Raw genomic sequence first — 25693 nt, forward strand, 5'->3', positions numbered from 1 at the left:
CTAACCCAGCTCCGCGGGCTGGCCGGCGGATCGGGCCTGCTTTCGGGCCAGCTCGCCGTGGACGATGAGGCGCTGGTAGTTGTCGAACTTCGGGTTACAGGTGGTGAGCGTGACCATGGCCTGGGTGGGCTTGGCGCCGGGCCGGCCCGGCACCGGCGCCACGACCTCGACCTGCGTCGGCTTGACGATGCGGGTGCGGACCACCTTGTAGACGAACCACTCGGTCTTGGTCTCCACCACGATCGCGTCGCCGGTGTCGACCTCGTCGAGCCGCCAAAACGTCGCCCTGTTGCGGTGTCCGGCGACGGCGAAGTTGCCGACGTCGCCGGGATCGGCACTGCTGGGGTAATGACCGGGTGCGTACCGGATGTCCTTTTGTGTCACACCCTCGACGACGACCCACTGCTTGCCGAGCTTGGGGATGTACAGGCGGGCGATGGCCCGGCCGGCGAGCGCGTCGGGCGTGGCGCTCGGCGTGGGCCCGACGGTCGGGTCGGGCTGGTCCCACTGCTCGGCGAGCTGCTGGTCGAGCGTGTCCTGGTGAGAACCGATGACCGCGGTGGTGCCCCACACCTCGTATGCGGCGAAGAGCAGCACGATCACGCCGAACGTAATCATGATCTCGCCGAGCCCGCGGACTCCCGTGCGGATCCGCGAGCCGATCGTCGGGCGGGTGAGCTCGGAGTACACGCTCTTGTAGCCCTCGTCGGTCTGCTCGGGTCGCAGCTTTACCACCCGCTCGCCGCGCCGCGGCTGCGGAGGCGGGCTGGCGGCGCCCTCCGTGGACGGATCGGGCTTGGGTGGTGCGGGTGGCACGGCGCCGAGCAGCCCGGTGGCGTCCGCCGACACGGCCGGGATGATCGCGGTGGGCGTCTCGTTTCGGTCGAGCGACACGCGCGCCGGCGGCGAGGCCACGTCCGCGGGCGGCCGCCCGGCCACGGGACCCGGAGGAGGGCCGGGCACAACCGGCACGGCCGGCCGGGGGCTGGGACGCGGCGAGGGCCGCTCGCGTGCCGGCTCGTCCGCGGGCACGCGGGGTATGACGCCCGTGGGGTCCTCACCGTCGGGGGCGCGGTGCCGACTCATTGCGGGACCTCGACCTCGCTGAGAGCGCTGGAACCGTCGTACGCCAGCACGGTCACGCTCCCTTCCACGGTCTCCCGGTAGCCGAGGCCGAAGTGGTCGACGGCGTCGCGAAACAGGCGCACGCCGTCGGAGGCGTCCAGGGCGCCGCGCAGCTTCGACGAGTCACCGATCGCGGTGATCTTGAAAGGTGGGGAATACACCCGCCCATGTAGCAGCAGGGTGTTGCCGACGCAGCGTACCGCGCTGGTGGAGATCACCCGGACCCCCATGATCGACATCGCTTCGGCGCCACCGGCCCACAGTGCGTTGACCACGGCCTGCACGTCGCTCTGGTGTACGACGAGGTCGTCGTTGCTGGGGTTGCCCGGCCGGGTCTCGCTCAGCCGGGGCGCGTCGTCGAGCTCGACGGTCAGGCCCGGCCCACGCAGCGCGGTGAAGCCGGCGCCCTGCCGGCTCGACTCGCCTCGGCGGCGCTGCTCCGCGATCGGCGCGTCCGAACCGGCGAGCGCCTCCGTCTCGGCCTCGACCTGGGTCAGCAAGGCGGCGCGCTGCCGGTCGCTCTCGTCGACCTGCTCCCGCCGCTCTTCGATGAGCTGGGCGAGCTGGGGGCGCCGGTCGTCGCGCAGCGATGTGCCGTTGGCCGTGGTGGCGCTCGTGGTGAAGAGCAGACCGGCCGCGATCGCGATCAGGGGCACCCCGATCGACCAGGGAGAACGCCGGTGTCCGGTGGGCCTGGAGAAGAGCCCGGAGGCGGCGGTGCGCAGCGCTTCACGCCAAGAGGCGCCGCCGGAGGTGTACTCCACCCGTCTCAGCCCCCTCGTGCTTCCGCGCGCCGGCTTGACTACTCTAGCGGTAGGTGCGAGCCTCGCCCGGCTGACGGCCGGGTGCAGCGGCGCTAGTCTATGTACCAAAGTGCTGACAGGAGTAAGCGTCGTGCCCAAGTCTCAGGTCCGGAAGAAGAAGGTCTACACCCCGCCGACCGACGTCCGTCCGTCGGCAGCGCAGGCAGCCAAAAAGCCGAGCCCGATCTGGCTGCCGATCACCGCGGTGGGTCTCATCTTCGCCGGCATCGGATGGCTCGTCGTCTATTACTTGTCGGAGACCGCCTACCCGGTCGAGTCCTGGGGTTACTGGAATCTCGCGGTCGGCTTCGGCTCGATGGTCGCCTCGCTGATCCTGCTGTCTCGCTGGCGGTGACCCGCAAGTCCTGGCCAAACCTCTAAGGTTGTGCTCTGGGCTGCGACTTTATTCACGTTACCGGCCGGTAACTAACACAGTACGCTGCTCTCGTGGCGACGATGCCACAACCTTTCCACAGGGAGGGCTACGTACATGGGCGCCGTCCAGGTCGTGACCACTGCCGTTGCGGCCGCGATCACCGTTGTCGCGGTGGTGTTGGCTGTGCGGGCGGTGTGGCGGATGCTCGCGGTCATCCGGCTCGGCCAGCCGGATTCGACCCGCTTCGCCGACAAGCCGGTCCGGCTCACGCGGATGCTGGCCGAGACCGTCGGGCACACGCGGATGCTCAAGTGGTCCGTCGTCGGTGCGGCGCACTGGTTCGTGATGGTCGCGTTCATCGTGCTGTCGCTGCTGGTGCTCGAGGCGTACTTCGAGGTGGTCGACCCCGAGGGTGGCCTGCCGATCATCGGCGGTTGGGCGGTCTACGGCCTCGCGACAGAGATCATCGGCGTGTTCGGCCTGGCCGGCATCCTCGTGTTGATCGGCATCCGCCTCGCCAACCGGCCCACCCGGCCGCAGGGGCGCTCGCGGTTCACCGGTTCGACGATGTGGCAGGGCTACTTCGTCGAGTGGGTGATCGTCGCCGTCCTGATCTGCGGCTTCCTGATCCGCGGCTTCAAGGCCGCGACCGGGCACTCGGAGTGGCCGACCTGGGCCGCCCCGGTCTCGCACGCCCTCGGCGACGTGCTGCCCGACTCCGAGGCCGCGCTATCCATCGTCGCGATGGTCAAGATCGTGGTGTCGATGGTCTGGCTGATCACCATCGCGACCCACCTGACCATGGGCGTGGCCTGGCACCGGTTCGCCGCGTTCTTCAACATCTTCTTCAAGCGCGACCCCGCCCGCCCGGCCGGCTCCGGCCTCGGCGGGCTGAAGCCGATGACCTCGAACGGCAAGCTCCTCGACTTCGAAGAGGCCGACCCGGACAAGGACCAGTTCGGCGTCGCGAGCGTGGAGCAGTTCACCTGGAAGGGCCTGCTCGACTTCACCACCTGCACCGAGTGCGGCCGCTGCCAGTCGCAGTGCCCGGCCTGGAACACCGGCAAGCCCCTCTCCCCGAAGCTCCTCGTGCTGTCGCTGCGCGACCACGCGTACGCCAAGGCGCCTTACCTGCTGGCCGGAGACGACCACTCGAACGTGGACGCGCTCGCCCTGGCGGAGGCGCAGCGGCCCTTGATCGGAGGAGCCGACGAGCAGGGTGTGATCGATCCGGACGTGCTGTGGTCGTGCACCACCTGCGGCGCCTGCGTCGAGCAGTGCCCGGTCGACATCGAGCACGTCGACCACATCGTCGACATGCGCCGCTACCAGGTGCTCATCGAGTCGTCGTTCCCGTCCGAGGCCGGCGTCATGCTCCGCAACCTGGAAAACAAGGGCAACCCCTGGGGCGCCCCGCCGAACACCCGCGAAGACTGGACCAAGAGCCTCGACTTCGAGATCAAGCGGGCTGACGGAGACACCGAGTTCGAGTACCTGTACTGGGTCGGCTGCGCCGCCGCGTTCGAAGACCGGGCCAAGAAGACCGCCCGCGCGGTCGCCACGCTGCTGCACGAGGCCGGCGTCGACTTCGCGATCCTGGGCGAGGGCGAGACCTGCACCGGCGACCCGGCCCGGCGGATCGGCAACGAGTTCGTCTTCCAGATGCTCGCCCAGCAAAACGTGGAGACGCTCACCGAGGCCAAGGCCACCAAGATCGTCGCGTCCTGCCCGCACTGCTTCAACACGCTCGCCAACGAGTACCCGCAGCTCGGGCTGAAGAACGTGCAGGTCGTGCACCACACTCAGCTGCTGGCCGACCTTGTCGCGGGCGGAAAGCTGACCCCGGTGCAGCCGCTGGACGGTGCGGTCACCTACCACGACCCCTGCTACCTCGGCCGGCACAACAGGGTGTTCACGCCTCCGCGTGAGGTCCTGGGCCAGGCCACCAGCGAGCTCACCGAGATGCCCCGCAACCAGGAGCGGTCGTTCTGCTGCGGCGCCGGCGGCGCCCGCATGTGGATGGAAGAGCGCATCGGCAAGCGCATCAACACCGAACGCGTCGAGGAAGCCCTCGCCACCGGCGCCACCACCATCGCCGTCGGCTGCCCGTTCTGCCACACCATGATCAACGATGGGGTAACCGGCAAGGGAGCAAACGAGCAGGTAGAGGTGGTCGACGTGGCGACCGTGCTCCTCCGTTCGGTCAAGGCCGACGCGTAACCGGACCCAGCTGTCGGATTAGCGCCAAGGCTCCTCGCGTGCCTCCGGTAGAAAGGCACTGATGCGCGGCTGGGCCTTGGACTTCCTCTCCCAACCGTGGCCGGCTCTTACGTTCGTGCTGCTGGCGGCGGTCGCCGTGGTGGCACACCGGCCACTCGCGGAGCGAACGGGGTGGGCCCGCTGGCCCAGCCTCGGTCTCTTGCTGAGCCTGGCCGCCGTGCTCACGCTCACCTTGCCGCCCGCGCCCGACATGCCGATCGGCGTGCCCGGCGTCGCGGACGTCGACCGCTGCGTCGGCGCGCTCTCCGACCCCGGGCAGCTGTGGCACGCACTGATATCGACCACCGAGCGGGGCGAGCGGGTCGGCAACATCCTGATGTTCGTACCGGTGACGTTCTTCGCCGTGCTCGCCACCCGGCGCACGGCGCTCGTCGCCGGCGCGGGCGTGCTCTCCTCCGGCGCGATCGAGCTCGCCCAGTCGGTCATGCACGTGGGTCGCGAGTGCGTCGGCTACGACTGGGTCAACAACGCGATCGGCGCCGGGCTGGGCGTACTCCTCGGCGTACTCGCCACCCGCGTGTCAACCCGCCAACGCGCTGACGTGGGAGAATCACCGCCGAGGTGAACCGACCATCGACGGCCTTTTACTGACCACAATCCTGCCGCTGCTCGGCTTCGCCGCGCTGACGGCGGGCAACGCCTTCTTCGTCGCCGCCGAGTTCGCGCTGGTCACCGTCGACCGTGCCGAGATCGCCCAGCGCGCCGAGGCGGGCGACCGCCGCGCCGCCACCGTGCGAAAGGCGTTGCACGAGCTGTCGTTCCAGCTCTCCGGCGCGCAGCTGGGCATCACGATCACCGCGCTGCTGACCGGCTACCTCGCCGAGCCCGCGCTGGCCAAGCTCTTCGCCCCGGCGATCCGCCCGCTCGCCGGCGACTCCACCGACTCGGTCACCCCGGTCCTCGCCCTCGTGCTGGCGACGCTGCTGTCGATGCTCTTCGGCGAGCTAGTACCCAAGAACGCCGCCCTCGCCCGCCCGATGCCGGCGGCCCTGTCGACCGCCGCGCCCATGCGCACCTTCTCGATGGTCTTCAGGTGGCTGATCCGCGCGCTCAACAACTCGGCCAACTGGCTCGTGCGCCGGCTCGGTGTCGAGCCGCAGGAGGAGCTGGCGAGCGCGCGTTCGCCGGAGGAGCTGGGCCTGCTGGCCGCGATCTCGGCGCGGGCCGGCGCGCTGCCCACCGAGACGGCGCGGCTGCTCCAGCGCACGATCCGTTTCGGCGAAAAGCGGGCCGCCGAGGCGATGACCCCGCGCGTCGACGTGGTCGCCCTGAAGAGCACCGCCACCGTGGCCGAGCTGATCGCCGCCGCCCAGGAGACCGGACGCACCCGCTTCCCCGTGTACGAGGACACCCTCGACCTGGTCACCGGCGTGGTCGGTGTTCCGGACGCGCTCGGTGTACCCCCGGCGAGAAGGTCGACGACGACGGTGGCCGCGGTGGCCCGCGAGCCGGTCTATGTCCCGGAGAGCCTGGATCTTGACGGGGTGCTGGCCGCGCTCCGCGCGGCCGACGCCGACCTGGCGATCGTGGTCGACGAGTACGGCGGCACCGACGGCGTCGTGACCGTCGAAGACCTCGTCGAGGAGCTGGTCGGGGAGATCGCCGACGAGTTCGACCCGGACGCGGTGGATGACGCCGGGCCGGTGGAGCTGACCGTGCCGGGTGGCGAGCGCACGTTCCAGGTCGACGGGCTGCTCCGCGAAGACGAGCTGGCCGAGCAGATCGGGTTCCGGCTGCCCGAAGGGCCGTACGAGACGCTCGCCGGCTTCCTCATGGCACGGCTGGGGCACATCCCGGTGGCCGGCGAGACGGTGGAGGAGAAGGGCTGGGAGTTCACCGTAGTGGAAGTCGACCGGCACCGGATCGAGCAGGTGCGCGTGGTGGCGCCGGAGGTGACGGCCCATGACTAAGATCCTGATCACGGTCCTGCTGCTGCTCGGCAACGCCTTCTTCGTGGGCAGCGAGTTCGCGCTGATCGCCTCCCGCCGCACGGTCATCGAGCCACTCGCGGAGACATCCCGGCGAGCCCGGTGGGCGCTGTCGGCGATGAACCAGATCCCGCTCATGATCGCCGGTGCACAGCTCGGCATCACGCTCTGCGCACTGCTGCTCGGGGCGATCGCGGAGCCGGCGCTAGCCCACTTCCTGGAAGGTCCGTTCCACACGCTGGGCGTGCCCGAGAGCGCGCAGCACCCGGTCGCGTTCGTGCTGGCTCTGGGTGTCGTGGTCTTCCTGCACACCGTGATCGGCGAGATGGTCCCGAAGAACATCACGCTCGCCGGCCCAGAGGTGTCGGCGCTGTGGCTGGGGCCGGCGATGCTGGCATTCTGCCTGGCCACCAAGCCGCTGCTGCTGGCGATGAAGTGGGCGTCCCGGGCAGTGCTGCGGATCTGGCGGATCGAGGCCACCGACGCGGTCAAGACCGTCTTCACCGCCGAGGAACTGGCCGGGCTCGTGTCGCAGGCGCGCACCGAAGGCCTGCTGGACGCCGAGGAGCACGCCCGGATCACCGGCGCCCTCGCACTAGGCCAGCGCACGGCGGCCGACGCGCTCCGCCCCTGGGCGCAGGTCACGACCGTCTCGGAGGACGTCTCGCCGGCGTCGCTGGAGGTGCTCGCCACCCGCACCGGCCGATCGCGCTTTCCGGTGGTACACCGGGAGACCCGGCGCGTGCTCGGCTTCGTGCACGTGAAGGACGTGCTCGGATACGAGGGCCCGCGCCGGACCGCGCCGGTGCCCCAAGAGATCGTGCGCCCGCTCGCCGTGGTGCCTCCCGAACGGACGCTGGCCGAGCTGCTGCTCGCCATGCGCCGCGAACGCCGGCACATGGTCCTGGTCAGCGACGGCCGCGCCGCGCTCGGAGTGCTCACCCTCGACGACGTCCTCACCGCCGTCGTCGGCCCACGCGCGCCGGTCTGAGCGGCGCCTCCGGCGGGGCGTGCCGTAGCCGAGCGCCGAGCTGCCGCGACCGGACATCGCGGCAGCTCAGGTGGATCACAAGCTCACAGGAACGACGGGCGGACGTCCACGTCGGCCAGGTCGACGAACATGATCCGGTGTCCGAACTGGATCTGCACGTACCTCTTGTCGCCGCGGATCACCGTCCAGTCCCCCGGTGAAGAGCCGTCGAACGTCACGGCCCGGTAGTACTCGCTGGGCAGCACGTTGCCGACGGCGTACCGCTGGCCGGCCGCGAGCGTGTACTGCAACGGTGTGATCGCCTGGTACGGCACGCCCTCCGGGTAGGCGGCCTGCTCGGGGTAGGCGCGCCCGTACACAGGGATCGTCGCCTTGCCCGCCTTGGGCGTCACCACCAGCCCGGTGGCCCACTTGGCCGCCGGCGCTGAGCCGGGGTTGTAGAACCACGCCTTCTGCCCCAGGTACCAGATCGCCGTCCAGTCGCCCTGCCGGCCGGCCACCGCGTACGTCTGCCCGGCCGACGCGCGGGCGCCGTGGTCGGAGATGTGCATCGTGGCGTTCTCGCCGCCTGGGCGCAGGCCGATGTCCTTGACCAGCGGGGCGGCCGCGTCCGGCGCGGTGTGCAGGATGACGGCCGACGAGCCGCGCGGCGGGCAGGGCACTGTGGCGCCGCCGGAGCAGCCGACGAAGGCGGGCTTGTTCGTGGCGAAGTCCGGGTCGATCGTCACGAGCCCGCTGCCCGGCCAACCTGTGGTGCGGAACGGCGCCTTCAGCAGGTCGAAATAGTGCGACCAGTTCCAGTACGGGCCTGGATCCCAGTGCATGCCGCGGACCGTCGAGGGGATCGTGCCGGGCACGTTGTCGTGGCCGATGATGTGGTTGCGGTCGAGCGGGATGCCCAACCGGAGCGCGAGGTGCCGCACCAGCTTGGCCGACGTGCGGTACATCGCCTCCGTGTACCAGGTGCCCTGCGCCGCGAAGCCCTCGTGCTCCAGCCCGATCGCCTTCGCGTTGACGTACCAGTTGCCCGCGTGCCAGCCGACGTCCTTGGCCTTGACGTGCTGCGCGATGTGCCCGTCGACCGAGCGGAGCGTGTAGTGCCAGCTCACGTACGTGGGGTCGAGCACAAGGTCGATCGACGGCTTGAAGTAGCCCTCGGTGTCGTGGATGACGATGTACTCGATCTTCTGCTGCTTCGGCCGGTTGCCCTTGTCGTGGTTGCCGTAATCGCCGCCGCCCAGGTCCTGGTACGGCGCCGGGATCCACTCGCAGGAGATGTCGGTGGGGCATTCGAGTCCGTCCGGGCGGGCCAGCTTGCGCAGGCCCAGGCGGGCCAGCCAGCCGCGGTCCGGGGCTACGTCGCGCGCCGCGAGCGTCACCCGCTGGCCGTCGTCGGTCACCCGCGTCGCGCCGGCGCTGATCGTCGCGAAGACCTCGTCGGCGAAGGCCGCCGCCGCGTCGGCACTGTCCGCGCCGGAATACCTGGCCACCGCGCCGTACCAGGCCGCCGGGTCACTCACGCTCCCCGCCGGTCCACCAATGCTTCTCTGGTACGAGGCGAGAAGCGCCGCCCCGCCGCCGATGTTCGCCGCCGGGGTGGAACGCAGCGCCTCCTCGGACGCGCCGGTGATCGCCGCCGCCCGGTCGAGCGTTTGCAGCGCCTCGGGCGCCGGAGCCGGCACGCCGCCCGAGTCGACGTTTCGGGCTTGGCGGCTGTCGTCGCCGCGCGGGTCCTCGCCGTCGTGGTCGTGGTGGTTGCCACCCGGCAGCGACGTCACGTACGCGGCGTCGGTGAGGTGCATCGGGCCGTACCCGCCGCTGGTGCTGGGCGTGCCGGCGTTGGTGTCCCAGCGGGACTCCAGGTAGGACACGGCGAGCAGGACGCTCTCCGGCACGCCGTACTCCGCCGCGGCGGCCGCGTACTCCTGCTGCCTGGTGTCCTGCGGGCTGGACGCGAGGGTGGGGACGGCCGGCACCAGGGTCGCCGCGCCGACCACCGCTGTGGTGAGGGCGATGCGCGTTGTCAGGTTGGGCATGGAGAAACCCTGGCTGGGTCGAGTGGTTGTCGTCAATAGATTCCGCCGGATCTCGTGTCTACGTAAAAAACCTTCAGGCCCCTCGGCCGGGGGATTGTCCGTCTCGCCACGAATCTCCACAATCGAGCAATGTCGCGCAAGATGCACACGACGCGCCGGCTGGCGGTTGTCCTCTTCGGGCTCGCGAGCCTGCTCCTCGCCGCCTCCGCGCGGCCGTCGGCCGACCGCGAGCCGGCACTGTCGTTGCGGTACACGTTCGACGGCTGGTGGCTCGGCCCGGTCGCGGACGTTGACGGGCGGTACCCGCTGAACCCCCGCGGCACGCTGGCCTACACGCCACACGGCGCCGGGTGGGCGGCACGCTTCCCGCCGCGGTGCGTGGCGCCCGGCTGCCCCCGCGTGATCCTCGAAGGCCTGCCCGCGCCCGAGCTCAACCCGGGCACCCGTGGCGTGCGGTTCGGTGCCTCGGTGCTGATGGCGCCGGCGGACACGGGCGACGGCGCGAACGTTGTGCAGAAAGGGTTTTCGACCGGCGGCGTCACCCAGCTCAAGCTCCAGGTCGACGGTAAGGCGGGCCAGCCGAGCTGCGTGCTGGCGAGCAAGACCACGATCTACCGGGTGGTCGCGCCGGTGACGGTGGCCGACGGGCGGTGGCACGCGCTCGCCTGCGCCCGCTCCGGTCGCCTGCTGTCGATCGCCGTGGATGGCGTGCCACGCGCTGCGGTCACAGTGCCACCGAATGTGTCCATTGTGAATTCCGAGCCACTGCGAATCGGCGGAAAGAACGTGTCCTTCGACAACGACCAGTACGCCGGCCTGCTCGACGACGTGTTCCTAACCATTGACTGAGGCCGTTTCGATACACGCGGTGCTACCAACCGGTATACGGACCGAAGGGGTTGTCCACACGGCTTGCGCGGGTGATTGGGCCGCTCCTACCCTTGGGGATCGTTGAGCCGGCGGTCGGCCTCCCAGCCTGGGAGACCACGGCTCAGCCCGCCGAGTCGGACCAAGAAACGAGCCGGGGACCCAAGCACCTCGGGGTGAATCCGCGAAAGCGGTAGGGCGCGCTCTCCCGCCCGAACCCGTCAGCTAACCCGGTAGGCGGCCAGGGAGAAGGAGTAACGGCTCCGGTGGCACGCTATGCCGCGCGTCGCACCGTAATCACCGCTCTCGTCGCTGTCGCGACCGTGCTCTCCAGTGGCACCGTGGCGCACGCCGCGCCCACGCCGGCCGAGATCGAAAAGCAGATCGACGCTGCCTGGGTCAAGCTGGAGCCGCTGGCGGAAAAGCACAACGCGACCCGGCTCGACCTCCAGGCCAAGCGCCAGAAGGCCCAGGCGCTCGCCAAGAAGATCGCGCCACTCCAGCTCCAGATCGACCTCGCGATGCAGAAGGTCGGAGAGTTCGCGGCCGAGCAGTACAAGGGCGGCAACTTCTCGGCGCTCAACGCGGTCCTCACGACGGGTTCGCCCAGCACCTTCACCAACCAGCTCGAGATCCTCGACGTCTTCGCCCGCCGCTCGCAGGCCGACATCCAGGCGGTCGTCGACCTACGCGCGAAGTACGCGGAGCAGAAGGCACCGCTCGACCAGCTCGTCGGCCAGCTCACCGAGGAAGAGGCGCAGCTGGCGGCGAAGAAGAAGCAGATCGACGGCGAGATCGCCAAGCTGGAGAAGATGCGCCTCGAGGCGTACGGCGAGGGCGGCGGCATCGGCGAGCTCCGGCCGGCACCCTGCCCCGTCGAGTACGACGGCAGCGCCGGCACCAAGGCGGCCAAGTTCGCCTGCGCGCAGATCGGCAAGGGCTACGTCTTCGGTAACGAAGGCCCCGACACGTACGACTGCTCGGGCCTCACGATGAAGGCGTGGGCGGCCGCCGGCGTCGGGCTGCCACACAACGCGGCCCGCCAGCGCGGCACGGTCGACCCCATCAGCAGCAAGAGCGACCTGAAGGTCGGCGACCTCATCTTCTACTACCCAGACCTCCACCATGTCGGCATCTACGTTGGCGGCGGCTACATCGTCGACGCGTCCAAACCCGGCGTACCGATCAGGATGCGCACGATGAACGCCGCGCCGATCAACAGCTACGGCCGACCCGGATAAGCGTTACCCACCCCCGTGGCCGCGCCAGTCGCGTGTTCCCCCGTCACGCGACCGCACCGGCCAGTAAAGGAGACGCCCTCCCATCCATCCGGGATGGGAGGGCGTTTCTTGCTTGGGCCAGATTTCCCGGGCCGCGTCAGCTGCGGACCGCCGCTCCCGCCGGAGACCGCGCAGGCCGGCGGCTCGCAGGGCGAGCCGAGATCCCCGGCCTCCGCTGCCACGTCCGCGCTGCAAGACCAACAGCGGACGGGTGAGGCCGCGGGAGCAGCGGTCTGGACCACGACGGACGTCGCGGTAGCTCACATCTTTGTCTTGAAGTGGATCTTTTAGGTGGTCGTCGGCCAGGTGCGCCAGTTTTTCCAGGCCCGGCTCGGTGTGGGGCCGCGCTGGCCCTGGTAGCGGGAGCCGTAGACGGTCGAGCCGTAGGGGTGCTCGGCTGGCGACGAGAGCCGGAAGATGCAGAGCTGGCCGATCTTCATGCCCGGCCAGAGCGTGATCGGCAGGTTGGCCACATTGGACAGCTCGAGCGTGACGTGGCCACTGAAGCCCGGGTCGATGAAGCCGGCCGTCGAGTGCGTGAGCAGCCCCAGGCGACCCAGGCTCGACTTGCCCTCCAGGCGGCCGGCGAGCTGGTCGCCGAGGGAGATGACCTCCAGCGTGGAGGCCAGCACGAACTCACCCGGGTGCAGCACGAACGGCTGGCCCGGCGGCACCTCGACCTGCGAGGTCAGCTCGTCCTGCTGCACCGACGGGTCGATGTGCGTGTACAGGTGGTTGTTGAACACGCGGAAGAGCCGGTCGAGCCGCACGTCGATGCTCGAGGGCTGGACCAGCGCCGGCTCGAAGGGATCGAGCGCGAGGCCGCCCGCCTTGATCTCGGTCACGAGGTCACGGTCGGAGAGCAGCATCAACACACCATAGGGGACTACCTGCCTCGAACATATGTTCGATAGGATGTTGGGCATGGCATCCTGGTCCGACTTTAGTGCCGACGAGCCCCGCCTGTCGGAGGCGATCCGCGCCCTCATGCTGCAATACGGTCCCGGCCTGGGCTACCTGGCGACCGTGCGCGCCGACGGCGGCCCGCGGGTCCACCCGGTCTCGCCGGTCATCACGGACGACGGGCTGTATTGCTTCGTGGTCGACTCGCCCAAGCGGCGCGACCTGGAGCGCGACGGGCGATACGCGCTGCACTCGTTCCCACCGGAAGACAGCGACGACGAGGCCTATCTGGCCGGCCGGGCCACGGTGGTCACCGACCGCGCCAAGGTCGCCCGCCTGGCCGGCCACCTGCGGGCGGCGCCACAGGTCGATTGGCAGCTGTTCGAGTTCACGGTCGACGTCGCGATGCTGGCCCGCCACGGGCGCAATGGCGCCACCCCCTTCGCGGTCGAGCCGCCGGCCCGCCCCGCGGTGCAGGTGTGGCTCGACCCGTCGGCCGCCCCCACTACGGCGCGCGAAACGCGTCCCAGCCCGCGAGCATGCGAGATGCCTGCCCCGGCGTAAATTCGAGCATGCACGCGTCCGTGCTGTAGTCCATGTAGTTGTGGATCGGGTCCAAGCCCGGGTCCGCCGTGCACGTGTCCCGGCCCTCGGGGCAGCCACTCGCCTGCGACGCCTCGGCGGGCGTGTCGTTGACGAGGTCGCCGTCTTCGGTGCAGCCGTTTTGGAACGTGTGGAAGAGGTTGAGCCAGTGCCCGACCTCGTGCACGGCCGTGTCGCCCTCGTTGTAGGGCAGTGACGTCCCGCCCGGCAGTGACTCGCTGTGGACGACGACCCCGTCGCTGGGGTCGAGCGCCGGCTGGGGGTAGGTTGCCCAGCCGAGGAGGCTGTCGCTGAGGTCGCCGAGGTAGAGGTTGAGCGTCTCCATGCCACCGACACGGAGCGCCGTCTTCATGGCACGCTCGGCGGCGGATTCGTAGACGATGGGGTACCAGGCCGGGTTGACCACTCTGTCTACTTCGACGAGCTCAAACGCGAACTCGGTCGCCGTCGCATAGGCCCGGTTGAGCACGTCGATCTGCGCGGTGACCATCTCGTCGGGGATGTTGCCGCCTTCTCGGGTGCTGTCTCCCGAGATGACGTGGACGATGACCGGGATCGTGACGGTGGCCGTCGTCCGCGGCCCACCCTTAGCGGCGAGGGCCTGCTGAGTCAGCCGCTCACGCTCGCGGACCTGGTCGGCGGTGAGGTGGTTGGGGTCGCGGGTCGCGGTGGTGGCCTTGGCGGGCGTTAGGCAGGTCGCGCCGGCGCTCGCGGTGATGAGTGGCATCGGCCCGCCCACGACAGCCAGGGCCGCGACGATGGCTCCGGCCGCACGCCAAGCCCGCATCGCAAGCCCTCCCCGGGTTCGCCTGTCAAGGTACGGCGAACCTACCTCGCATCGATGTTCTTGAAAATAGGGAAATTCGGATTGGCACGCCTTTGGGAGGCTTCGGCCTGGGGTCGGTGAGGTGCGTGCGCCGCGGTCGTGTGACCAGGTACAGTGGTCTCCGCTCGCGGGTGTAGTTCAATGGCAGAACATCAGCTTCCCAAGCTGACAGTGCGGGTTCGATTCCCGTCACCCGCTCCAACTTCCGCCTCGTCGCCGCCTGTCGCGGGGTTTACTCGTCACCATGGACGACCGCCTGAGCGACTTCCAGCGTGAAGTGCGTGCCTTCACCGACGCCCGTGACTGGCACCGGTTTCATACGCCGAAGAACCTTGCCATGGCCCTTGCCGGCGAGGTGGGTGAGCTGCTCGCCGAGCTCCAGTGGCTGACGCCCGAGGAGTCCGCTCGGGTGATGGGCGACCCGGACGCCGGCGGCAGGGTGGCGGCCGAGATGGGCGACGTAGTGATCTACCTGGTGCGGTTGGCGGATGTGCTCGGCATCGACCTCGTCGATGTCGCCCGGGCCAAGCTGGCCGACTCCGCCAGGCGCTACCCGGTGGGCTGGCAGCCGGCGTCAGTCCGGGGCGAGGTCGTCTGAGGTCAGCAGTGACCTGATGCTCAGGTCGGCGGTCACCTCGCCGCCGCAGTCGGCGACCACCGTGGCGCATCCCACGGGCACCGCGCCGAGCGTGCGAGCGACGTCGTAAAGCGCCCTCACCTGGGCGCCTGTCGTGACCCAGTCGTCGACCACCAGTACGCGGTCGGCGGGGCTGATCAGCCGGCTGCGCACACCCAGGCCCAAGGTGCGGCCGCGGTAGTCGACCGCCGTCCGGGCCCAGGTCATGGGCTCGGCGATCTGGCGGTCGGCGCCTTCCTTGTGACCGGCGGCGAAGCCGACGCCCAGCGCCGTTGCCACCAGCGGGCCCAGCAGGTATCCGGTGACTTCCGGTGAGACCACGACCGTCGGGCGCGACGAGCGGAACAGGTCGGCGAGGGCTGGGCCGAGCGCGGAGATGATCTCGGGGTCGCGCCACCAGCCGGACATGTCGCTGACCAGGTGGGTGCTCTCCGGACCGGGGTCGATCCACCTGAAGGCGTGGATCAAGCGTTTCCTGAGGTCATCCACAGGAACTATCTTCCGCCTTTGGACAACCGACCCACATACCCTCATTCGATCGGCTGAACGTTTCACCGCAAAGCCGTACGAAAGCCATAGATCACTTTGACATCGGAAGTGGCGGTCTGGCTACGGTCCGCCGGTGACCGGAAAGCATCACCGCAGGTCCCAGGGGAGTCGGGTCAGCGCCGTGGCCTCGGCGGCCGTGGTTGGCGCGCTGCTCGTCGGGGGTGGGGTGGGCGCGGTCCAGTTGGTTGGGGCGCGGACGCCGGAGGCGGTAGAGATCACCGCGGGCCCTACGACGAGCGCACCCACCATCGAAGCGACCCCGACGCCGTCGAAGACGCCGCAGCGGGCATCGCGGGGCAAAGCTCGGGCCGCGGAGCCCACCAAGACGACACCCAAGACCAGCCCCAGCCCGAAGACCACGAAGACCGAAGTCGTCACCGGCACCGGTTCGTGCGGGGCGTCCTTCTACGACGAGCCGCAGGGCACGGCGAACGGTGAGACGTTCGACCCCGAGGCGATGACGGCCGCGCACAAGACCTGGGCCTTCAACACGCGAGTGCGGGTGACCAACCCGGACAACGGCAAGTCGGTCATCGTGCGGATCAACGACCGCGGTCCGTACATCGACGGGCGTTGCATCGACCTGTCGCGGGCGGCCTTCCGCGCGATCGCCTCGCTGGACCAGGGGCACGTCGAGGTACGGTACGAAATCCTGAAATGACCGGGTGAAAGGCAACCTTCGGCCAAGCCGATCGCGAACTTTGCACCAGGCGGTCAAAACCCCATCGGACGAGGGGTCAACTTCGTTCAGTCGCGCCCGTCGATCAGGCATGCTGTTCGGCGTACCCATGCGTTTGCTGCCACCGGGCCGCCGCCCGCTGAGCCCTGGTTCCCGCGCCGGCCTCGGCGCGGCCCTTGTGCTGCTCGCGCTCGTGTCCGCGATCGAGCTCGCGGACGGCTCGGAGGCCCGCTACATCGGCCTGATCGTGGCCGCGCCGTTCCTGGCCGCGGCCTTCGCGTCGTGGCGTGTGGTGTTGGGGGTGGGCGTGCTGGCCACCGCGGTCGGCGGGGCGTTCGCCCTGGCCGGGCGGGAAAACCGGCTGGCCAACGCGACCATCGTGGTGGGCATCGGCCTGGCGACGGCCATCGCGGCCGCGGTCGCCGTCATCCGCGAACGGCAGGCCGAGCGCATCGCCGAGCTCTCCCGGCTGGCCTCGGTGGCGCAGCAGGCGGTGCTGCGGCCGCTCGGGCCCCAGGTGGGCACGCTCGCGGTCGCGGGCCGCTACATCTCGGCCACGGCGGCCGCCGATATCGGCGGTGACCTCTACGAGGCGCTGGATACTCCGTACGGCGTCCGCATGATCATCGGAGACGTGCGGGGCAAGGGTCTCGACGCGGTACGCCTGGCCAGCATCGTGCTCGGCTCCTACCGCCACGTGGCGTACGAGCGGGCCGACCTGCGCGCGATCGTCGCCGACCTGGACCGGGCGGTGGCCCGCAGCGTCGGTGACGAAGACTTCGTGACGGCCGCGCTGGTGGAGGAGCGAGGCGGCACCCTCACGATCGTCAACTGCGGCCACCCGGCCCCACTGCTGCTGCGGCGCGGCGAGGTGATCCCGCTGGAGCCGCCGGCGCCGGCGCCACCACTGGGCTTCATGCCGGTGGTACGCCCGCGGGTGGAGCGCCTCGAACCGGGCGACCGCCTGCTGCTCTTCACCGACGGGCTGGGCGAGGCGCGGCGGGAGGGCGAGTTCTTCCCGACGGCTGACCGGGCCTGGCGGCTGCTCGGCCACGGCACGGTCGGAGACGGGCTTGCCTCGCTGGAGACCGCCCTGGTCGAGTGGGTGCACGGCCGCCTCGACGACGACATCGCGCTGGTGCTGATGGAGTACGCGGGCGCCCGCCCGGTCACCGCCGCCGCTGTCCCCAGCTGGGAAGTCGGCGCGCCGGAAAACTAGCCACGGGCGCAGTGTCGGCGTGCCGACTTGCCCGCGGGCTAATCGCCACTAAAGGGGACGAAACTTCGCCCCTGTGGCGACGGTCACCTTAGCTGTCTCCTTGTCGCTCGCTACTGACCGGTAATAAAATCAACTTACTGACCGGTAACCACTGCCCGGGAGCGGGGGCCAACGAGCATGACGCACTACAAGAGCAACGTCCGTGACCTTGAGTTCAACCTCTTCGAGGTCTTCGGAGCCGAGAGCGACGCGTTCGGCAAGGCGCCGTACTCGGATATCGACGCGGACACGGCCCGCAGCATCCTCGGCGAGATGGACCGGCTGGCGCGCGAAGACCTCGCGGCCGGCTTCTCCGCGGGTGACCGCACGCCGCCCGTCTTCGACGCCGCCGCTCACTCCGTCGCGATGCCGGAGGAGTTCCGCAAGTCGTACGACGCGTTCATGAAGGCGGAGTTCTGGCGGCTCGACCTGCCCGAGGTGATCGGTGGCACGCCCGCGCCCCGGGTGTTCTGGTGGGCGCTGGCCGACCTCGTGCTCGGCTCCAACGCGCCGGTCTGGATGTACGCGTCCGGCCCCTCCTTCGCCACGACCCTGCACCGCGAGGGCACGCCTGAGCAGAAGGAGTGGGCAAAGCTCTTCGTCGAAAAGCGCTGGGCGTCGACCATGGTGCTCACCGAGCCGGACGCCGGCTCCGACGTGGGTGCCGGGCGCACGCGGGCGATCCCGCAGCCGGACGGCAGCTACCACATCGAGGGCGTAAAGCGGTTCATCACGAGCGGCGAGCACGACCTGACGGAAAACATCATCCACTATGTGCTGGCCCGCCCGGTCGGCGTCGAGGGCGCCGGCGGCGCGGGCACCAAGGGCCTGTCGCTCTTCGTCGTGCCGAAGTTCCACTTCGATCCCAAGACCGGCGAGCTCGGCGAGCGCAACGGCGTCTTCGCCACCAACGTCGAGCACAAGATGGGCCTCAAGGTCTCGACGACCTGCGAGCTGACCTTCGGCGAGCACGGCACGCCGGCCAAGGGCTGGCTGCTGGGCGACGTGCACGAGGGCATCCGGCAGATGTTCCTCATCATCGAGTACGCCCGGATGATGGTCGGCACCAAGGCGATCGCCACCCTGTCGACCGGCTACCTCAACGCGCTGGAGTACGCCAAGGAGCGCGTCCAGGGCGCCGACCTGCTCCAGATGACCGACAAGACCGCACCCCGCGTGACGATCACGCACCACCCGGACGTGCGGCGGTCGCTGATGCTTCAGAAGTCGTACGCCGAGGGGCTGCGTGCGCTGGTCATGTACACGGCGACGTGGCAGGACCGGATCAACCTGGCCGAGGCGGCCGGCGACGAGCGTGCCGCCAAGATCGCCAAGAAGATCAACGACCTGCTGCTCCCGCTGGTGAAGGGCGTCGGCTCCGAACGGGCGTACGAGCTGCTCGGCCACGAGGCGCTACAGACCTTCGGCGGCTCCGGCTACCTCCAGGACTACCCGCTGGAGCAGTACGTCCGCGACTCGAAGATCGACACCCTGTACGAGGGCACGACCGCCATCCAGAGCCTCGACCTCTTCTTCCGCAAGGTGGTCAGGGACGGTGGCAAGGCGCTGCTGACCGTGGCCGGCGAGATCCAGGCGTTCCTGGAGAGCGAGGGCGGCAACGGCCAGCTCAAGGAGGAGCGGCTGTCGCTGGGCAAGGCGCTGGCCGAGGTGCAGACCATCCTCGGCACGATGACCGGATGGCTCGGCGAGGCACAGGGCGGCGAGCCGCGCGCGCTGTACAAGGTGGGTCTCAACTCCCGGCGCCTGCTGCTCGCACTCGGTGACCTGATCATCGCGTGGCTGCTCCAGCGCCAGGCCGAGGTAGCGCTGCGCGCGCTGGCCGGCCAGCCGTCGGCCGCCGACAAGTCGTTCTACGAGGGCAAGGTCGCCGCGGCTCGGTTCTTCGCGCACGAGGTGCTGCCGCGCATCGGCGCCGACCGCCGGATCATCGAGTCCACCAACCTCGAGCTGATGGATCTGCCCGAGGAAGCTTTCTAGTTTCCCGGGCCCGTGTCAGCTGCGGACCGTTGCTCCCGCCGGAGACCGCGGAGGCCGGCGGCTCGCTGGAGCGAGCCGAAATCCCCGGCCTCCGCTGCCGGGTCCGCGGGTCAAGCCCAAACCGCGCGACCAACAGCGGGCGGGTGAGGCTGCGGGAGCAACGGTCCGGACCAATGCCCTTACCGTAAGTTGATCAAGGTGCTGGCCTGGACATTTCGGGGCGCACGGGGTGACGGGACCGGCAAGGGTCCACGGCGCTACATGGCGGGCCGGCCGCCGGCCACTGTCTGTGACGCAGCGTCAGCAGGCTCGGCTGAGAAACTTCCAGATCTTGGAGAGTTAAGGTTGAAATAGCGCCCTAACTCTCCAAGATCTCGAATCTTCGGCCGCAGGCACCGGCGACGGCGGTTACTCACTGCGACGTTTTCGGTTCTCCCATCGCGTGGGTCGGCAATAGGCATTGTGGACAAACACCGCGGGCCGCGCATCGCCGGGCGGCAAGGGGGTCGACCGCGACCAAACGCGAGGGTGGGCGCGACCAACAGCGGACGGGTGAGGCCGCGGGAGCAACGGTCTGGACCACGGCGGACGTCGCGGTAGCTCAATTCTCGATTTTGGTTGGTTTCTGACCTTCCCGGCCAATCGGACGCTGTAATGGTCGGATGGGCATCAGCGGCGGGATTTTCCTGATCGCGCTGGGCGCCATGCTGGCGTTCGCGATCCGGTTGGATCCATGGTGGATCGACATCGACACGGTCGGCATCGTGCTCATCCTCGCCGGCGTAGCCGTGATCCTCGTGACCCTCTGGTATTGGCAGGACCGGCGGCGGCGCGTCGTCCGCTCGTGGGTCGAGGAAAACCGGCTCTCACACCAGACGGGTGACGGTGGCTCGCAGCCCCCGATCCCGCCGGACGCCCCACCGCCACCGTCGCCGTCGGGTTAGCCCCGAGCCGTGTGCGTGTCCGCGAGCGCCGCCTTGCCTGGCTCGATGTCGGCCCACGCGCCCTCGAAGCGGTGCACCGCCAGGCCGCTGGTCCGCAGGCCGTCGGAGTCACGCATGGCGACCGGGTCGAGCAGGCCGGAGAGGTCGGAGATCGTCGGATTGTGCCCGATGACCAGCACAGTGCCCGCGTCGCCGGCCGCCCCTCGGATGAGATCGAGCAGGTCGCGCGCGGTCCCCCCGTACACCATCGGCTCGTAACGGACCTCGGGCCCGGAACCGCCGAGTGCCAGGGCGACCCCGTGCCAGGTCTGGCGGGTCCTCTTCGACGGCGAGCAGATGACCTCGGCCGGCAGCAGGTCACGGCGGTGGAGCCAGGCCCCGACCGCGGCGGCGTCGGCGTGGCCACGTGCCGTGAGTGGCCGGTCGATGTCGGCGGTGCCCGCGGGGCGCTCGGCCTTGGCGTGGCGCAACAGCACGATGGTGCGTTCCGTCATGTGTCACAGCTTGCCTGATTGAGGGACGAAACACCTGGGTAAGCAAGGCTTATGGGTATCGGTGGAAGCATTTTCCTCATCGCCTTGGGCGCGATCCTCGCGTTCGCGGTCGAGGCCAACCTCGGTTGGCTCGACATCAACGTCGTCGGTTGGGTGCTCATGATCGCCGGCTTCGCCGGACTCGTGCTCACTCTCTGGTTTTGGCAGAACCGCCGCCGCACTATCGTCCAGCCGACCGTAACCGAGCGGGTCGTGCCGGCGCAGACCGAGCGGATCGAGGAACGCCGCGAGGTGCGCCGCCCGAGCGGCCGGCTCTACGAGTAGATCGCGAAGTAGATCGCGATGTGGTGGCACAGCGCGGCCACCAGCGTGCAGGCATGAAAGAACTCGTGGTGGCCGAAGACCGTCGGCCACGGATTGGGGCGGCGTAGCGCGTAAAACACGGCGCCGACCGTGTACGCCACGCCGCCCACGATCAGTAGGACCAGCGCGGCGGTGCCGCCGCGCCGCCCGATGTCGGGCAGCACCGCGATCGCGACCCAGCCCAGCCCGATGTAGAGCGGCGCGGACGCCCAGCGCGGCGCGTGCGGCCAGAAAAGCTTGAGCACCACGCCACCCACGGCGCCGATCCACACGATCGCGAGCAGGATCGTCGCGGGCTTTTGCGGGAGCAGGAGCGCGCAGAACGGCGTGTATGTGCCCGCGATGAAGATGAAGATCATGGAGTGGTCGAGGCGCCGCATGATCTGGAAGCCGCGCGGCGTCCACACGCGGCGGTGGTAGAGGGCGCTCGTGCCGAAGAGCCCGCACACCGTGAGGCTGTAGATCACGCAGGTCACCAGTGGCGCGGTGCCGGGACGCGTGGCGGCCAGCGAGCAGAGCACGACGCCGCAGACCGCGGCCACGAAGAACGCGTACGCGTGCAGCCAACCGCGCATCCGCGGCTTGCCCACGTCGACCGGGCGAAGCCGGACAGGTGCGTCAGTCGTCACGGCATCCAGGTTACGACACCGTAGGTTACTTGCAAGTAGACCTGAGACATCGGGCACGATGACGTCATGCACACCCGCCGCGCCGGCTCCGCCGCCCTGCTGCTCGAGTGCGCGGACGGCGCCGAGGTGGAGGCGTGGCGGGCCGAGCTGTGGCGCCGCCGCGAGCGGGGCGAGCTGGCCGCCGCCGAGATCGTCCCGGCCGCGCGCACCGTCCTCCTCGACGGCCTGGCCGACCCCGAAGAAACGGCCGGCCTGGTCGCCAGTTGGGCGCCGCCGCCGGCCGCCAGCACCGCGCCGGGCCCGCTCGTCACAATCACCGTCTGGTACGAGGGAGAAGACCTCGCCGCGGTAGCAGCCGAGTGGCACGTGCCAGTTGCGGAGGCGGTGAAACGCATCGCCGGCACAGAGCTGCGGGTGGCGTTCTGCGGCTTCGCACCCGGGTTCGCATACCTGACCGGGCTGCCGTGGTCGGTACGCCGCCTCGACACCCCGCGGCCTCGCGTGCCCGCCGGCTCGGTGGCCCTGGCCGGGGAGTACGCGGGCATCTATCCCACCGCCTCGCCAGGTGGGTGGCGGTTGATCGGTCACACCGACGCCGAGCTGTTCGACATACACCGGGATCCACCGGCCCTGCTGGCGCCCGGCACGCGCGTGCGGCTGGTCGCCGCGTGATCGAGGTGCTGCGGGCGGGTCCGCTCACGACGGTGCAGGATCTGGGCCGCCCCGGCTTCGCCCATCTCGGTGTGCCACGCGCCGGTGCGCTCGACGCGCCGGCGTTGCGGCTGGCCAACCGCCTGGTCGGCAACCCCGCAGGCGCGGCGGGGCTGGAGGTGACGGCGGGCGGGTGTTCGCTGCGGCTGCCGTCCGCCGGGACTGTGGCGCTGACCGGTGCCTGCGCGCCGTTTTTGGTGGCCGGGCGGCCGGCTGGCTTCGGGCTGCCCGTGCCGGTGCCGGCCGGCGGCGTGGTCACGGTCGGTCGCGCGGTGCACGGCGTCCGCTCGTACCTGGCCGTCGGCGGTGGCATCGAGGTGGAGCCGGTGCTCGGGAGCCGGTCGACCGACACGCTCTCCGGGCTGGGGCCGCCACCCCTTCGCGACGGCGACGCGCTCCCGCTCGGGCCGGCCGCCGAGCCGTCCACTGTGGACTTCGTGCCGTGGCGACCGCCGCCGACGGCGCTGGCGCTCCGCATCGCGCTGGGACCGCGAGCCGACTGGTTCACGGACGAGGCGGTGGCGGCGCTGCTCGGCACGGTGTACACGGTGAGTCCGGTCAGCAACCGCGTCGGCGCGCGACTCACCGGCGTCGCCCTGACCCGCGCGGTGGTCGAGGAGCTGCCGAGTGAGGGCATCGTGCTCGGGGCGGTACAGGTGCCGGCGAGCGGCCAACCGCTGATCTTCTTGGCGGATCACCCCACCACCGGCGGATACCCGGTGATCGGGGTGATCGAAGACGTAACGCCGCTCGCGCAGGCGGTGCCCGGTACTACCGTGACCTTCCATGGACCTCAACGCTGACCTGGGCGAGGGTTTCGGCGCCTGGCGCCTCGGCGACGACGACGCGCTGCTCGACGTGGTCACCTCGGCAAACGTGGCGTGCGGCTTCCACGCCGGCGACCCGGGCACGATGCGGCGCGTGTGCGCGGCCGCGGCGGAGCGGGACGTCGCGGTGGGCGCGCAGGTCGGCTACCGCGACCTTGCCGGCTTCGGCCGGCGGCGGATCGAGTACACCTTCGCCGACCTGCGCGACGACGTGCTCTACCAGATCGGGGCGCTGGACGGCTTCTGCCGGGTGGCGGGCATCCGCGTGCGATACGTGAAGCCGCACGGCGCCCTCTACAACACGGCGGCCGTCGACGAGGCGCAGGCGGCGGCGGTGGTGGCCGCGGTGGTCGACTACGACAGCTCGCTGCCGGTGCTCTGCCCGCCCGGCTCGGTGCTCGCCCAGCTCGCGACCGGTGCGGGGCTGCGGGCGGTGGCGGAGGGCTTCGCCGACCGGGGATACCAGGCGAGCGGCGCGCTCGTGCCCCGATCGTCGCCCGGCGCGCTGGTGGAGTCGCCGGACGAGGTGGCCGCGCGGGCGGTGCGGATGGCGGTGGAGTCGAGGGTGCGCACGGTCGACGGGGTGGAGCTGCGCCTGCCGGTGGAGTCGATCTGCGTACACGGCGACACGCCCGGTGCGGTCGCGCTCGCTCGTGGGGTGCGTTCTTCTTTGGAAGGGGCGGGCGTCTCGCTAGGCGCCTTCGTCAAGTCCTCTGAGGACGAGCGGTAGGCGTGCGGTGCCTTCCGCGGTGACGTTGATCGGCACACCCCAGTCCTGGCGGGTGAGGTGGCAGGCGGCGTGCTCGGCCTCGGCGTCGCAGGTCGCGGCCTGCGCCATCACCTGGAGCACGCCGTCTTTTACGGCGGGGTTGAGCACGAGCCGGCGGGAGAGCTCGGTGGTCGTGCCGGCGCCGTCGAGCAGCAGCTCGGGTGGAGACGCCGACACCTCCAAGCGCGTCGACGGGCCGAACGACTCGTCCAGCTTTTGCCCCGGCGCCGGTGTGAAAACCACGTCGAGCCGCACCTCGCCGGGGGTGAGGTCGGTCGGTGGGCGCTCGGTGCGATGGCGGGCACCGGCCACCGTCGCCGCCTGCGGGATCGCGCCGGGCGCCAGCCGCACGATCCGGTGGGCTCCCGACTCGACGACGAGCACGCCGCCGTCGGCCGCCAGCACCACGTCGCTCGGCTCGGCCAGGTCACTGGCCACAGTGGACACCGCGTCGGTGGCGGGGTCGTAGCGGCGGACGGCGCCGTTGTAGGTGTCGGCCACCAGCACCGAGCCGTCCGGCAGGGCGCACACGCCGAGCGGGTGCTGCATCAGCGCCTGGCTCGCCGGCCCGTCCATGTGGCCGAAGTCGAAGAGTCCCTGGCCGACCGCGGTGTGCAGCACACCGTCGCGGATGTAGCGGAGGGCCGAGGTCTCACTGTCGGCGAGCCACAGCGTCGTCCCCCGCGCCTCCGCGGAAAGGCCGGAGGGCTGCGCGAGCCACACATCCGGGATCGGGCCGTCGCGGAGCGCCTCGACGGTCGTGCCCGCGTACATGCCGGTGGTGCGCTTGACCGGGTCGAACCACCACAGCTGGTGGATGCCGGCCATCGCGACGATCACCCGGTCGTCGTACCAGGCGACGTCCCACGGCGAGGATAGGTTGGCGGCGAGCGCGTCGTGCGCATGGTCGTCCACAGTGGAACGCCAAGGATTTCCGCTGCCGGCGATCGTGGTGACCTCGCCGGTCTCCAGCCGCAGGCCGCGGAGCAGGTGGTTGACGGTGTCGGCGACCACGACGTCGTATCCGGCGATGCCGGCCTCGTGCTCGGGGAGCAGGCACACGCCCTGCGGCTCCGAGAAGGCCGCTGCCTCCGGCCCGCCGTCGGCCCGCCCGCGCTGTCCCGAACCGATCCGCCGCACGACCGTCTCACCGTCGGGCGCCAGCTCCACCAGCGAATGGTGCGCCGAGTCGGAGACGAGCAGGTTGCCGCTGGGCAGCACGAGCGCCTTGCCGGGGAAGCGGAGGGTGGTGGCCGGGTCGGCCGGCGGCACGTACGGCCCGTCGCCCCGGTGCAGCGTGCCCTTGGCCTCGTGGGTCGCGACAAGCTCGTCGAACAGGCGGCTCAGCCCTTCGGCGTGCCCCTCGCCCGCCATCGAGGCGACGACGTACCCCTCCGGGTCGACGACGGAGAGGGTTGGCCAGGCCTTGGCCGCGTACTGCTGCCAGGTCTCCAGCTCCGGATCGTCGAGGACCGGGTGAGCCACGCCGTACCGCTCGACGGCGGCGGCGAGCGCGTCGGCGTCCCGCTCGTGCTCGAACTTCGGCGAGTGCACGCCGATGACCACGAGCACGTCGCCGTACGTCTCTTCGAGGGGGCGCAGCTCGTCGAGGACGTGCAGGCAGTTGATGCAGCAGAACGTCCAGAAGTCGAGCAGCACGATCTTGCCGCGCAGGTCGGCGAGCTTGAGCTGCCTTCCCCCGGTGTTGAGCCAGCCCCGCCCGCGCAGCTCGGGTGCCCTCACCCGGGCGTGCCGGCCGGTGGGGGACGGACGCTCCGCCACTGGCCGTTCGGCTTTCGCGCGGTCAGCCAGTGGCT

Annotated in this window: 26 protein-coding genes, 1 tRNA gene and 1 riboswitch; of the genes, 18 read left to right on the top strand and 9 right to left on the bottom strand. The window is 70.3% G+C overall.

Annotation, left to right across the window (positions count from 1 at the left end; all coding sequences use genetic code 11):
- On the bottom strand, nucleotides 1–1086 hold the full coding sequence (locus ACTMTJ_RS11200; protein ID WP_441216084.1) for a class E sortase: 1086 nt from the start codon (nucleotides 1084–1086) through the stop codon (nucleotides 1–3).
- Nucleotides 1083–1889, bottom strand: coding sequence for a DUF881 domain-containing protein (locus ACTMTJ_RS11205; protein ID WP_441216085.1), 807 nt, complete (start codon nucleotides 1887–1889; stop codon nucleotides 1083–1085). Before ACTMTJ_RS11205 ends, ACTMTJ_RS11200 begins: the two co-directional genes overlap by 4 nt.
- Before the next feature lie 130 nt (nucleotides 1890–2019).
- On the opposite strand from ACTMTJ_RS11205, the gene ACTMTJ_RS11210 reads away from it, so the two are divergent.
- The 5 genes from ACTMTJ_RS11210 to ACTMTJ_RS11230 all read left to right on the top strand — a co-directional run bounded on the left by ACTMTJ_RS11210 (nucleotide 2020) and on the right by ACTMTJ_RS11230 (nucleotide 7503).
- Nucleotides 2020–2283, top strand: coding sequence for a cell division protein CrgA (locus ACTMTJ_RS11210; protein WP_441216086.1), 264 nt, complete (start codon nucleotides 2020–2022; stop codon nucleotides 2281–2283).
- Between the two features lie 135 nt (nucleotides 2284–2418).
- Nucleotides 2419–4524, top strand: coding sequence for a (Fe-S)-binding protein (locus ACTMTJ_RS11215; RefSeq protein WP_441216087.1), 2106 nt, complete (start codon nucleotides 2419–2421; stop codon nucleotides 4522–4524).
- Between the two features lie 61 nt (nucleotides 4525–4585).
- A complete protein-coding gene (locus ACTMTJ_RS11220; RefSeq protein ID WP_441216088.1) occupies nucleotides 4586–5149 on the top strand; it encodes a VanZ family protein in 564 nt (187 codons plus the stop codon).
- 34 nt (nucleotides 5150–5183) lie between these two features.
- The gene (locus ACTMTJ_RS11225; protein WP_441216325.1) at nucleotides 5184–6494 is read left to right on the top strand and encodes a hemolysin family protein; all 1311 of its coding nucleotides are present in this window, start codon (nucleotides 5184–5186) and stop codon (nucleotides 6492–6494) included.
- Nucleotides 6487–7503 carry a hemolysin family protein gene (locus tag ACTMTJ_RS11230; RefSeq protein WP_441216089.1) on the top strand — a complete coding sequence of 339 codons (1017 nt, stop codon included), beginning with the start codon at nucleotides 6487–6489 and terminating at the stop codon, nucleotides 7501–7503. The genes ACTMTJ_RS11225 and ACTMTJ_RS11230 overlap by 8 nt, the downstream gene beginning before the upstream one ends.
- Before the next feature lie 83 nt (nucleotides 7504–7586).
- Here the strand turns inward: ACTMTJ_RS11230 and ACTMTJ_RS11235 are convergent, their stop codons facing one another.
- Nucleotides 7587–9539: an N-acetylmuramoyl-L-alanine amidase gene (locus ACTMTJ_RS11235; protein WP_441216090.1), complete on the bottom strand. Its 1953-nt coding sequence runs from the start codon at nucleotides 9537–9539 to the stop codon at nucleotides 7587–7589.
- Nucleotides 9540–9668: 129 nt separating this feature from the next.
- Between ACTMTJ_RS11235 and ACTMTJ_RS11240 the strand changes: the two genes are divergently transcribed.
- Both ACTMTJ_RS11240 and ACTMTJ_RS11245 read left to right on the top strand, forming a co-directional pair.
- On the top strand, nucleotides 9669–10388 hold the full coding sequence (locus ACTMTJ_RS11240; RefSeq protein ID WP_441216091.1) for a LamG-like jellyroll fold domain-containing protein: 720 nt from the start codon (nucleotides 9669–9671) through the stop codon (nucleotides 10386–10388).
- Nucleotides 10389–10526: 138 nt separating this feature from the next.
- A riboswitch (cyclic di-AMP (ydaO/yuaA leader) is annotated at nucleotides 10527–10662 on the top strand.
- Nucleotides 10663–10672: 10 nt separating this feature from the next.
- Nucleotides 10673–11647 (top strand): C40 family peptidase, encoded by a 975-nt coding sequence (locus tag ACTMTJ_RS11245; RefSeq protein ID WP_441216092.1) that lies wholly within the window; start codon nucleotides 10673–10675, stop codon nucleotides 11645–11647.
- Nucleotides 11648–11973: 326 nt separating this feature from the next.
- Here ACTMTJ_RS11245 and dcd read toward each other — a convergent pair whose 3' ends face one another.
- The gene (gene dcd, locus ACTMTJ_RS11250; protein ID WP_441216093.1) at nucleotides 11974–12555 is read right to left on the bottom strand and encodes a dCTP deaminase; all 582 of its coding nucleotides are present in this window, start codon (nucleotides 12553–12555) and stop codon (nucleotides 11974–11976) included.
- Nucleotides 12556–12610: 55 nt separating this feature from the next.
- Between dcd and ACTMTJ_RS11255 the strand changes: the two genes are divergently transcribed.
- Nucleotides 12611–13153, top strand: coding sequence for a pyridoxamine 5'-phosphate oxidase family protein (locus tag ACTMTJ_RS11255; RefSeq protein ID WP_441216094.1), 543 nt, complete (start codon nucleotides 12611–12613; stop codon nucleotides 13151–13153).
- Here ACTMTJ_RS11255 and ACTMTJ_RS11260 read toward each other — a convergent pair.
- Nucleotides 13095–13979: a zinc metalloprotease gene (locus ACTMTJ_RS11260; RefSeq protein WP_441216095.1), complete on the bottom strand. Its 885-nt coding sequence runs from the start codon at nucleotides 13977–13979 to the stop codon at nucleotides 13095–13097. The genes ACTMTJ_RS11255 and ACTMTJ_RS11260 overlap by 59 nt on opposite strands.
- A gap of 166 nt (nucleotides 13980–14145) precedes the next feature.
- Between ACTMTJ_RS11260 and ACTMTJ_RS11265 the strand changes: the two genes are divergently transcribed.
- Both ACTMTJ_RS11265 and ACTMTJ_RS11270 read left to right on the top strand, forming a co-directional pair.
- Nucleotides 14146–14219, top strand: a tRNA-Gly gene (locus tag ACTMTJ_RS11265).
- Nucleotides 14220–14262: 43 nt separating this feature from the next.
- The gene (locus tag ACTMTJ_RS11270; RefSeq protein ID WP_441216096.1) at nucleotides 14263–14616 is read left to right on the top strand and encodes a nucleotide pyrophosphohydrolase; all 354 of its coding nucleotides are present in this window, start codon (nucleotides 14263–14265) and stop codon (nucleotides 14614–14616) included.
- Here ACTMTJ_RS11270 and ACTMTJ_RS11275 read toward each other — a convergent pair.
- Nucleotides 14593–15189, bottom strand: coding sequence for a phosphoribosyltransferase family protein (locus tag ACTMTJ_RS11275; RefSeq protein ID WP_441216097.1), 597 nt, complete (start codon nucleotides 15187–15189; stop codon nucleotides 14593–14595). The two genes, ACTMTJ_RS11270 and ACTMTJ_RS11275, sit on opposite strands and share 24 nt — an antisense overlap.
- Nucleotides 15190–15277: 88 nt before the next feature.
- Between ACTMTJ_RS11275 and ACTMTJ_RS11280 the strand changes: the two genes are divergently transcribed.
- The 4 genes from ACTMTJ_RS11280 (at nucleotide 15278) to ACTMTJ_RS11295 (ending at nucleotide 20083) form a co-directional block, all read left to right on the top strand.
- Nucleotides 15278–15865: a septal ring lytic transglycosylase RlpA family protein gene (locus ACTMTJ_RS11280; RefSeq protein WP_441216098.1), complete on the top strand. Its 588-nt coding sequence runs from the start codon at nucleotides 15278–15280 to the stop codon at nucleotides 15863–15865.
- A 109-nt stretch (nucleotides 15866–15974) separates the two neighbouring features.
- A complete protein-coding gene (locus tag ACTMTJ_RS11285; protein WP_441216099.1) occupies nucleotides 15975–17102 on the top strand; it encodes a PP2C family protein-serine/threonine phosphatase in 1128 nt (375 codons plus the stop codon).
- A gap of 177 nt (nucleotides 17103–17279) precedes the next feature.
- Nucleotides 17280–19139, top strand: coding sequence for an acyl-CoA dehydrogenase (locus tag ACTMTJ_RS11290; protein ID WP_441216100.1), 1860 nt, complete (start codon nucleotides 17280–17282; stop codon nucleotides 19137–19139).
- Nucleotides 19140–19801: 662 nt separating this feature from the next.
- Nucleotides 19802–20083: a DUF6458 family protein gene (locus ACTMTJ_RS11295; protein ID WP_441216101.1), complete on the top strand. Its 282-nt coding sequence runs from the start codon at nucleotides 19802–19804 to the stop codon at nucleotides 20081–20083.
- Here ACTMTJ_RS11295 and ACTMTJ_RS11300 read toward each other — a convergent pair.
- Complete coding sequence (locus ACTMTJ_RS11300; protein ID WP_441216102.1) at nucleotides 20080–20577, bottom strand: SixA phosphatase family protein; 498 nt, start codon at nucleotides 20575–20577, stop codon at nucleotides 20080–20082. The genes ACTMTJ_RS11295 and ACTMTJ_RS11300 overlap by 4 nt on opposite strands.
- Before the next feature lie 51 nt (nucleotides 20578–20628).
- Between ACTMTJ_RS11300 and ACTMTJ_RS11305 the strand changes: the two genes are divergently transcribed.
- Entirely contained in the window at nucleotides 20629–20901 is a 273-nt protein-coding gene (locus ACTMTJ_RS11305; RefSeq protein ID WP_441216103.1) for a DUF6458 family protein, read from the top strand.
- Here the strand turns inward: ACTMTJ_RS11305 and trhA are convergent.
- Entirely contained in the window at nucleotides 20892–21569 is a 678-nt protein-coding gene (trhA, locus tag ACTMTJ_RS11310) for a PAQR family membrane homeostasis protein TrhA (RefSeq protein ID WP_441216104.1), read from the bottom strand. The genes ACTMTJ_RS11305 and trhA overlap by 10 nt on opposite strands.
- 66 nt (nucleotides 21570–21635) lie before the next feature.
- On the opposite strand from trhA, the gene ACTMTJ_RS11315 reads away from it, so the two are divergent.
- From ACTMTJ_RS11315 to ACTMTJ_RS11325, 3 genes are read left to right on the top strand one after another with little or no spacing between them, the layout of a single operon-like run.
- Nucleotides 21636–22241 (top strand): 5-oxoprolinase subunit B family protein, encoded by a 606-nt coding sequence (locus ACTMTJ_RS11315; protein WP_441216105.1) that lies wholly within the window; start codon nucleotides 21636–21638, stop codon nucleotides 22239–22241.
- A complete protein-coding gene (locus tag ACTMTJ_RS11320; RefSeq protein ID WP_441216106.1) occupies nucleotides 22139–23083 on the top strand; it encodes a biotin-dependent carboxyltransferase family protein in 945 nt (314 codons plus the stop codon). The genes ACTMTJ_RS11315 and ACTMTJ_RS11320 overlap by 103 nt, the downstream gene beginning before the upstream one ends.
- The gene (locus ACTMTJ_RS11325; RefSeq protein WP_441216107.1) at nucleotides 23067–23837 is read left to right on the top strand and encodes a LamB/YcsF family protein; all 771 of its coding nucleotides are present in this window, start codon (nucleotides 23067–23069) and stop codon (nucleotides 23835–23837) included. The genes ACTMTJ_RS11320 and ACTMTJ_RS11325 overlap by 17 nt, the downstream gene beginning before the upstream one ends.
- Here ACTMTJ_RS11325 and ACTMTJ_RS11330 read toward each other — a convergent pair.
- Nucleotides 23799–25658, bottom strand: a complete 1860-nt coding sequence (locus tag ACTMTJ_RS11330) for an NHL domain-containing thioredoxin family protein (protein ID WP_441216108.1) — start codon at nucleotides 25656–25658, stop codon at nucleotides 23799–23801. The genes ACTMTJ_RS11325 and ACTMTJ_RS11330 overlap by 39 nt on opposite strands.
- Between the last annotated feature and the right edge of the window lie 35 nt (nucleotides 25659–25693).

Origin of the sequence: Phytohabitans sp. LJ34 (genome assembly GCF_052068095.1) — a bacterium.
In the GTDB taxonomy this organism is placed as follows: Bacteria; Actinomycetota; Actinomycetes; order Mycobacteriales; family Micromonosporaceae; genus Phytohabitans.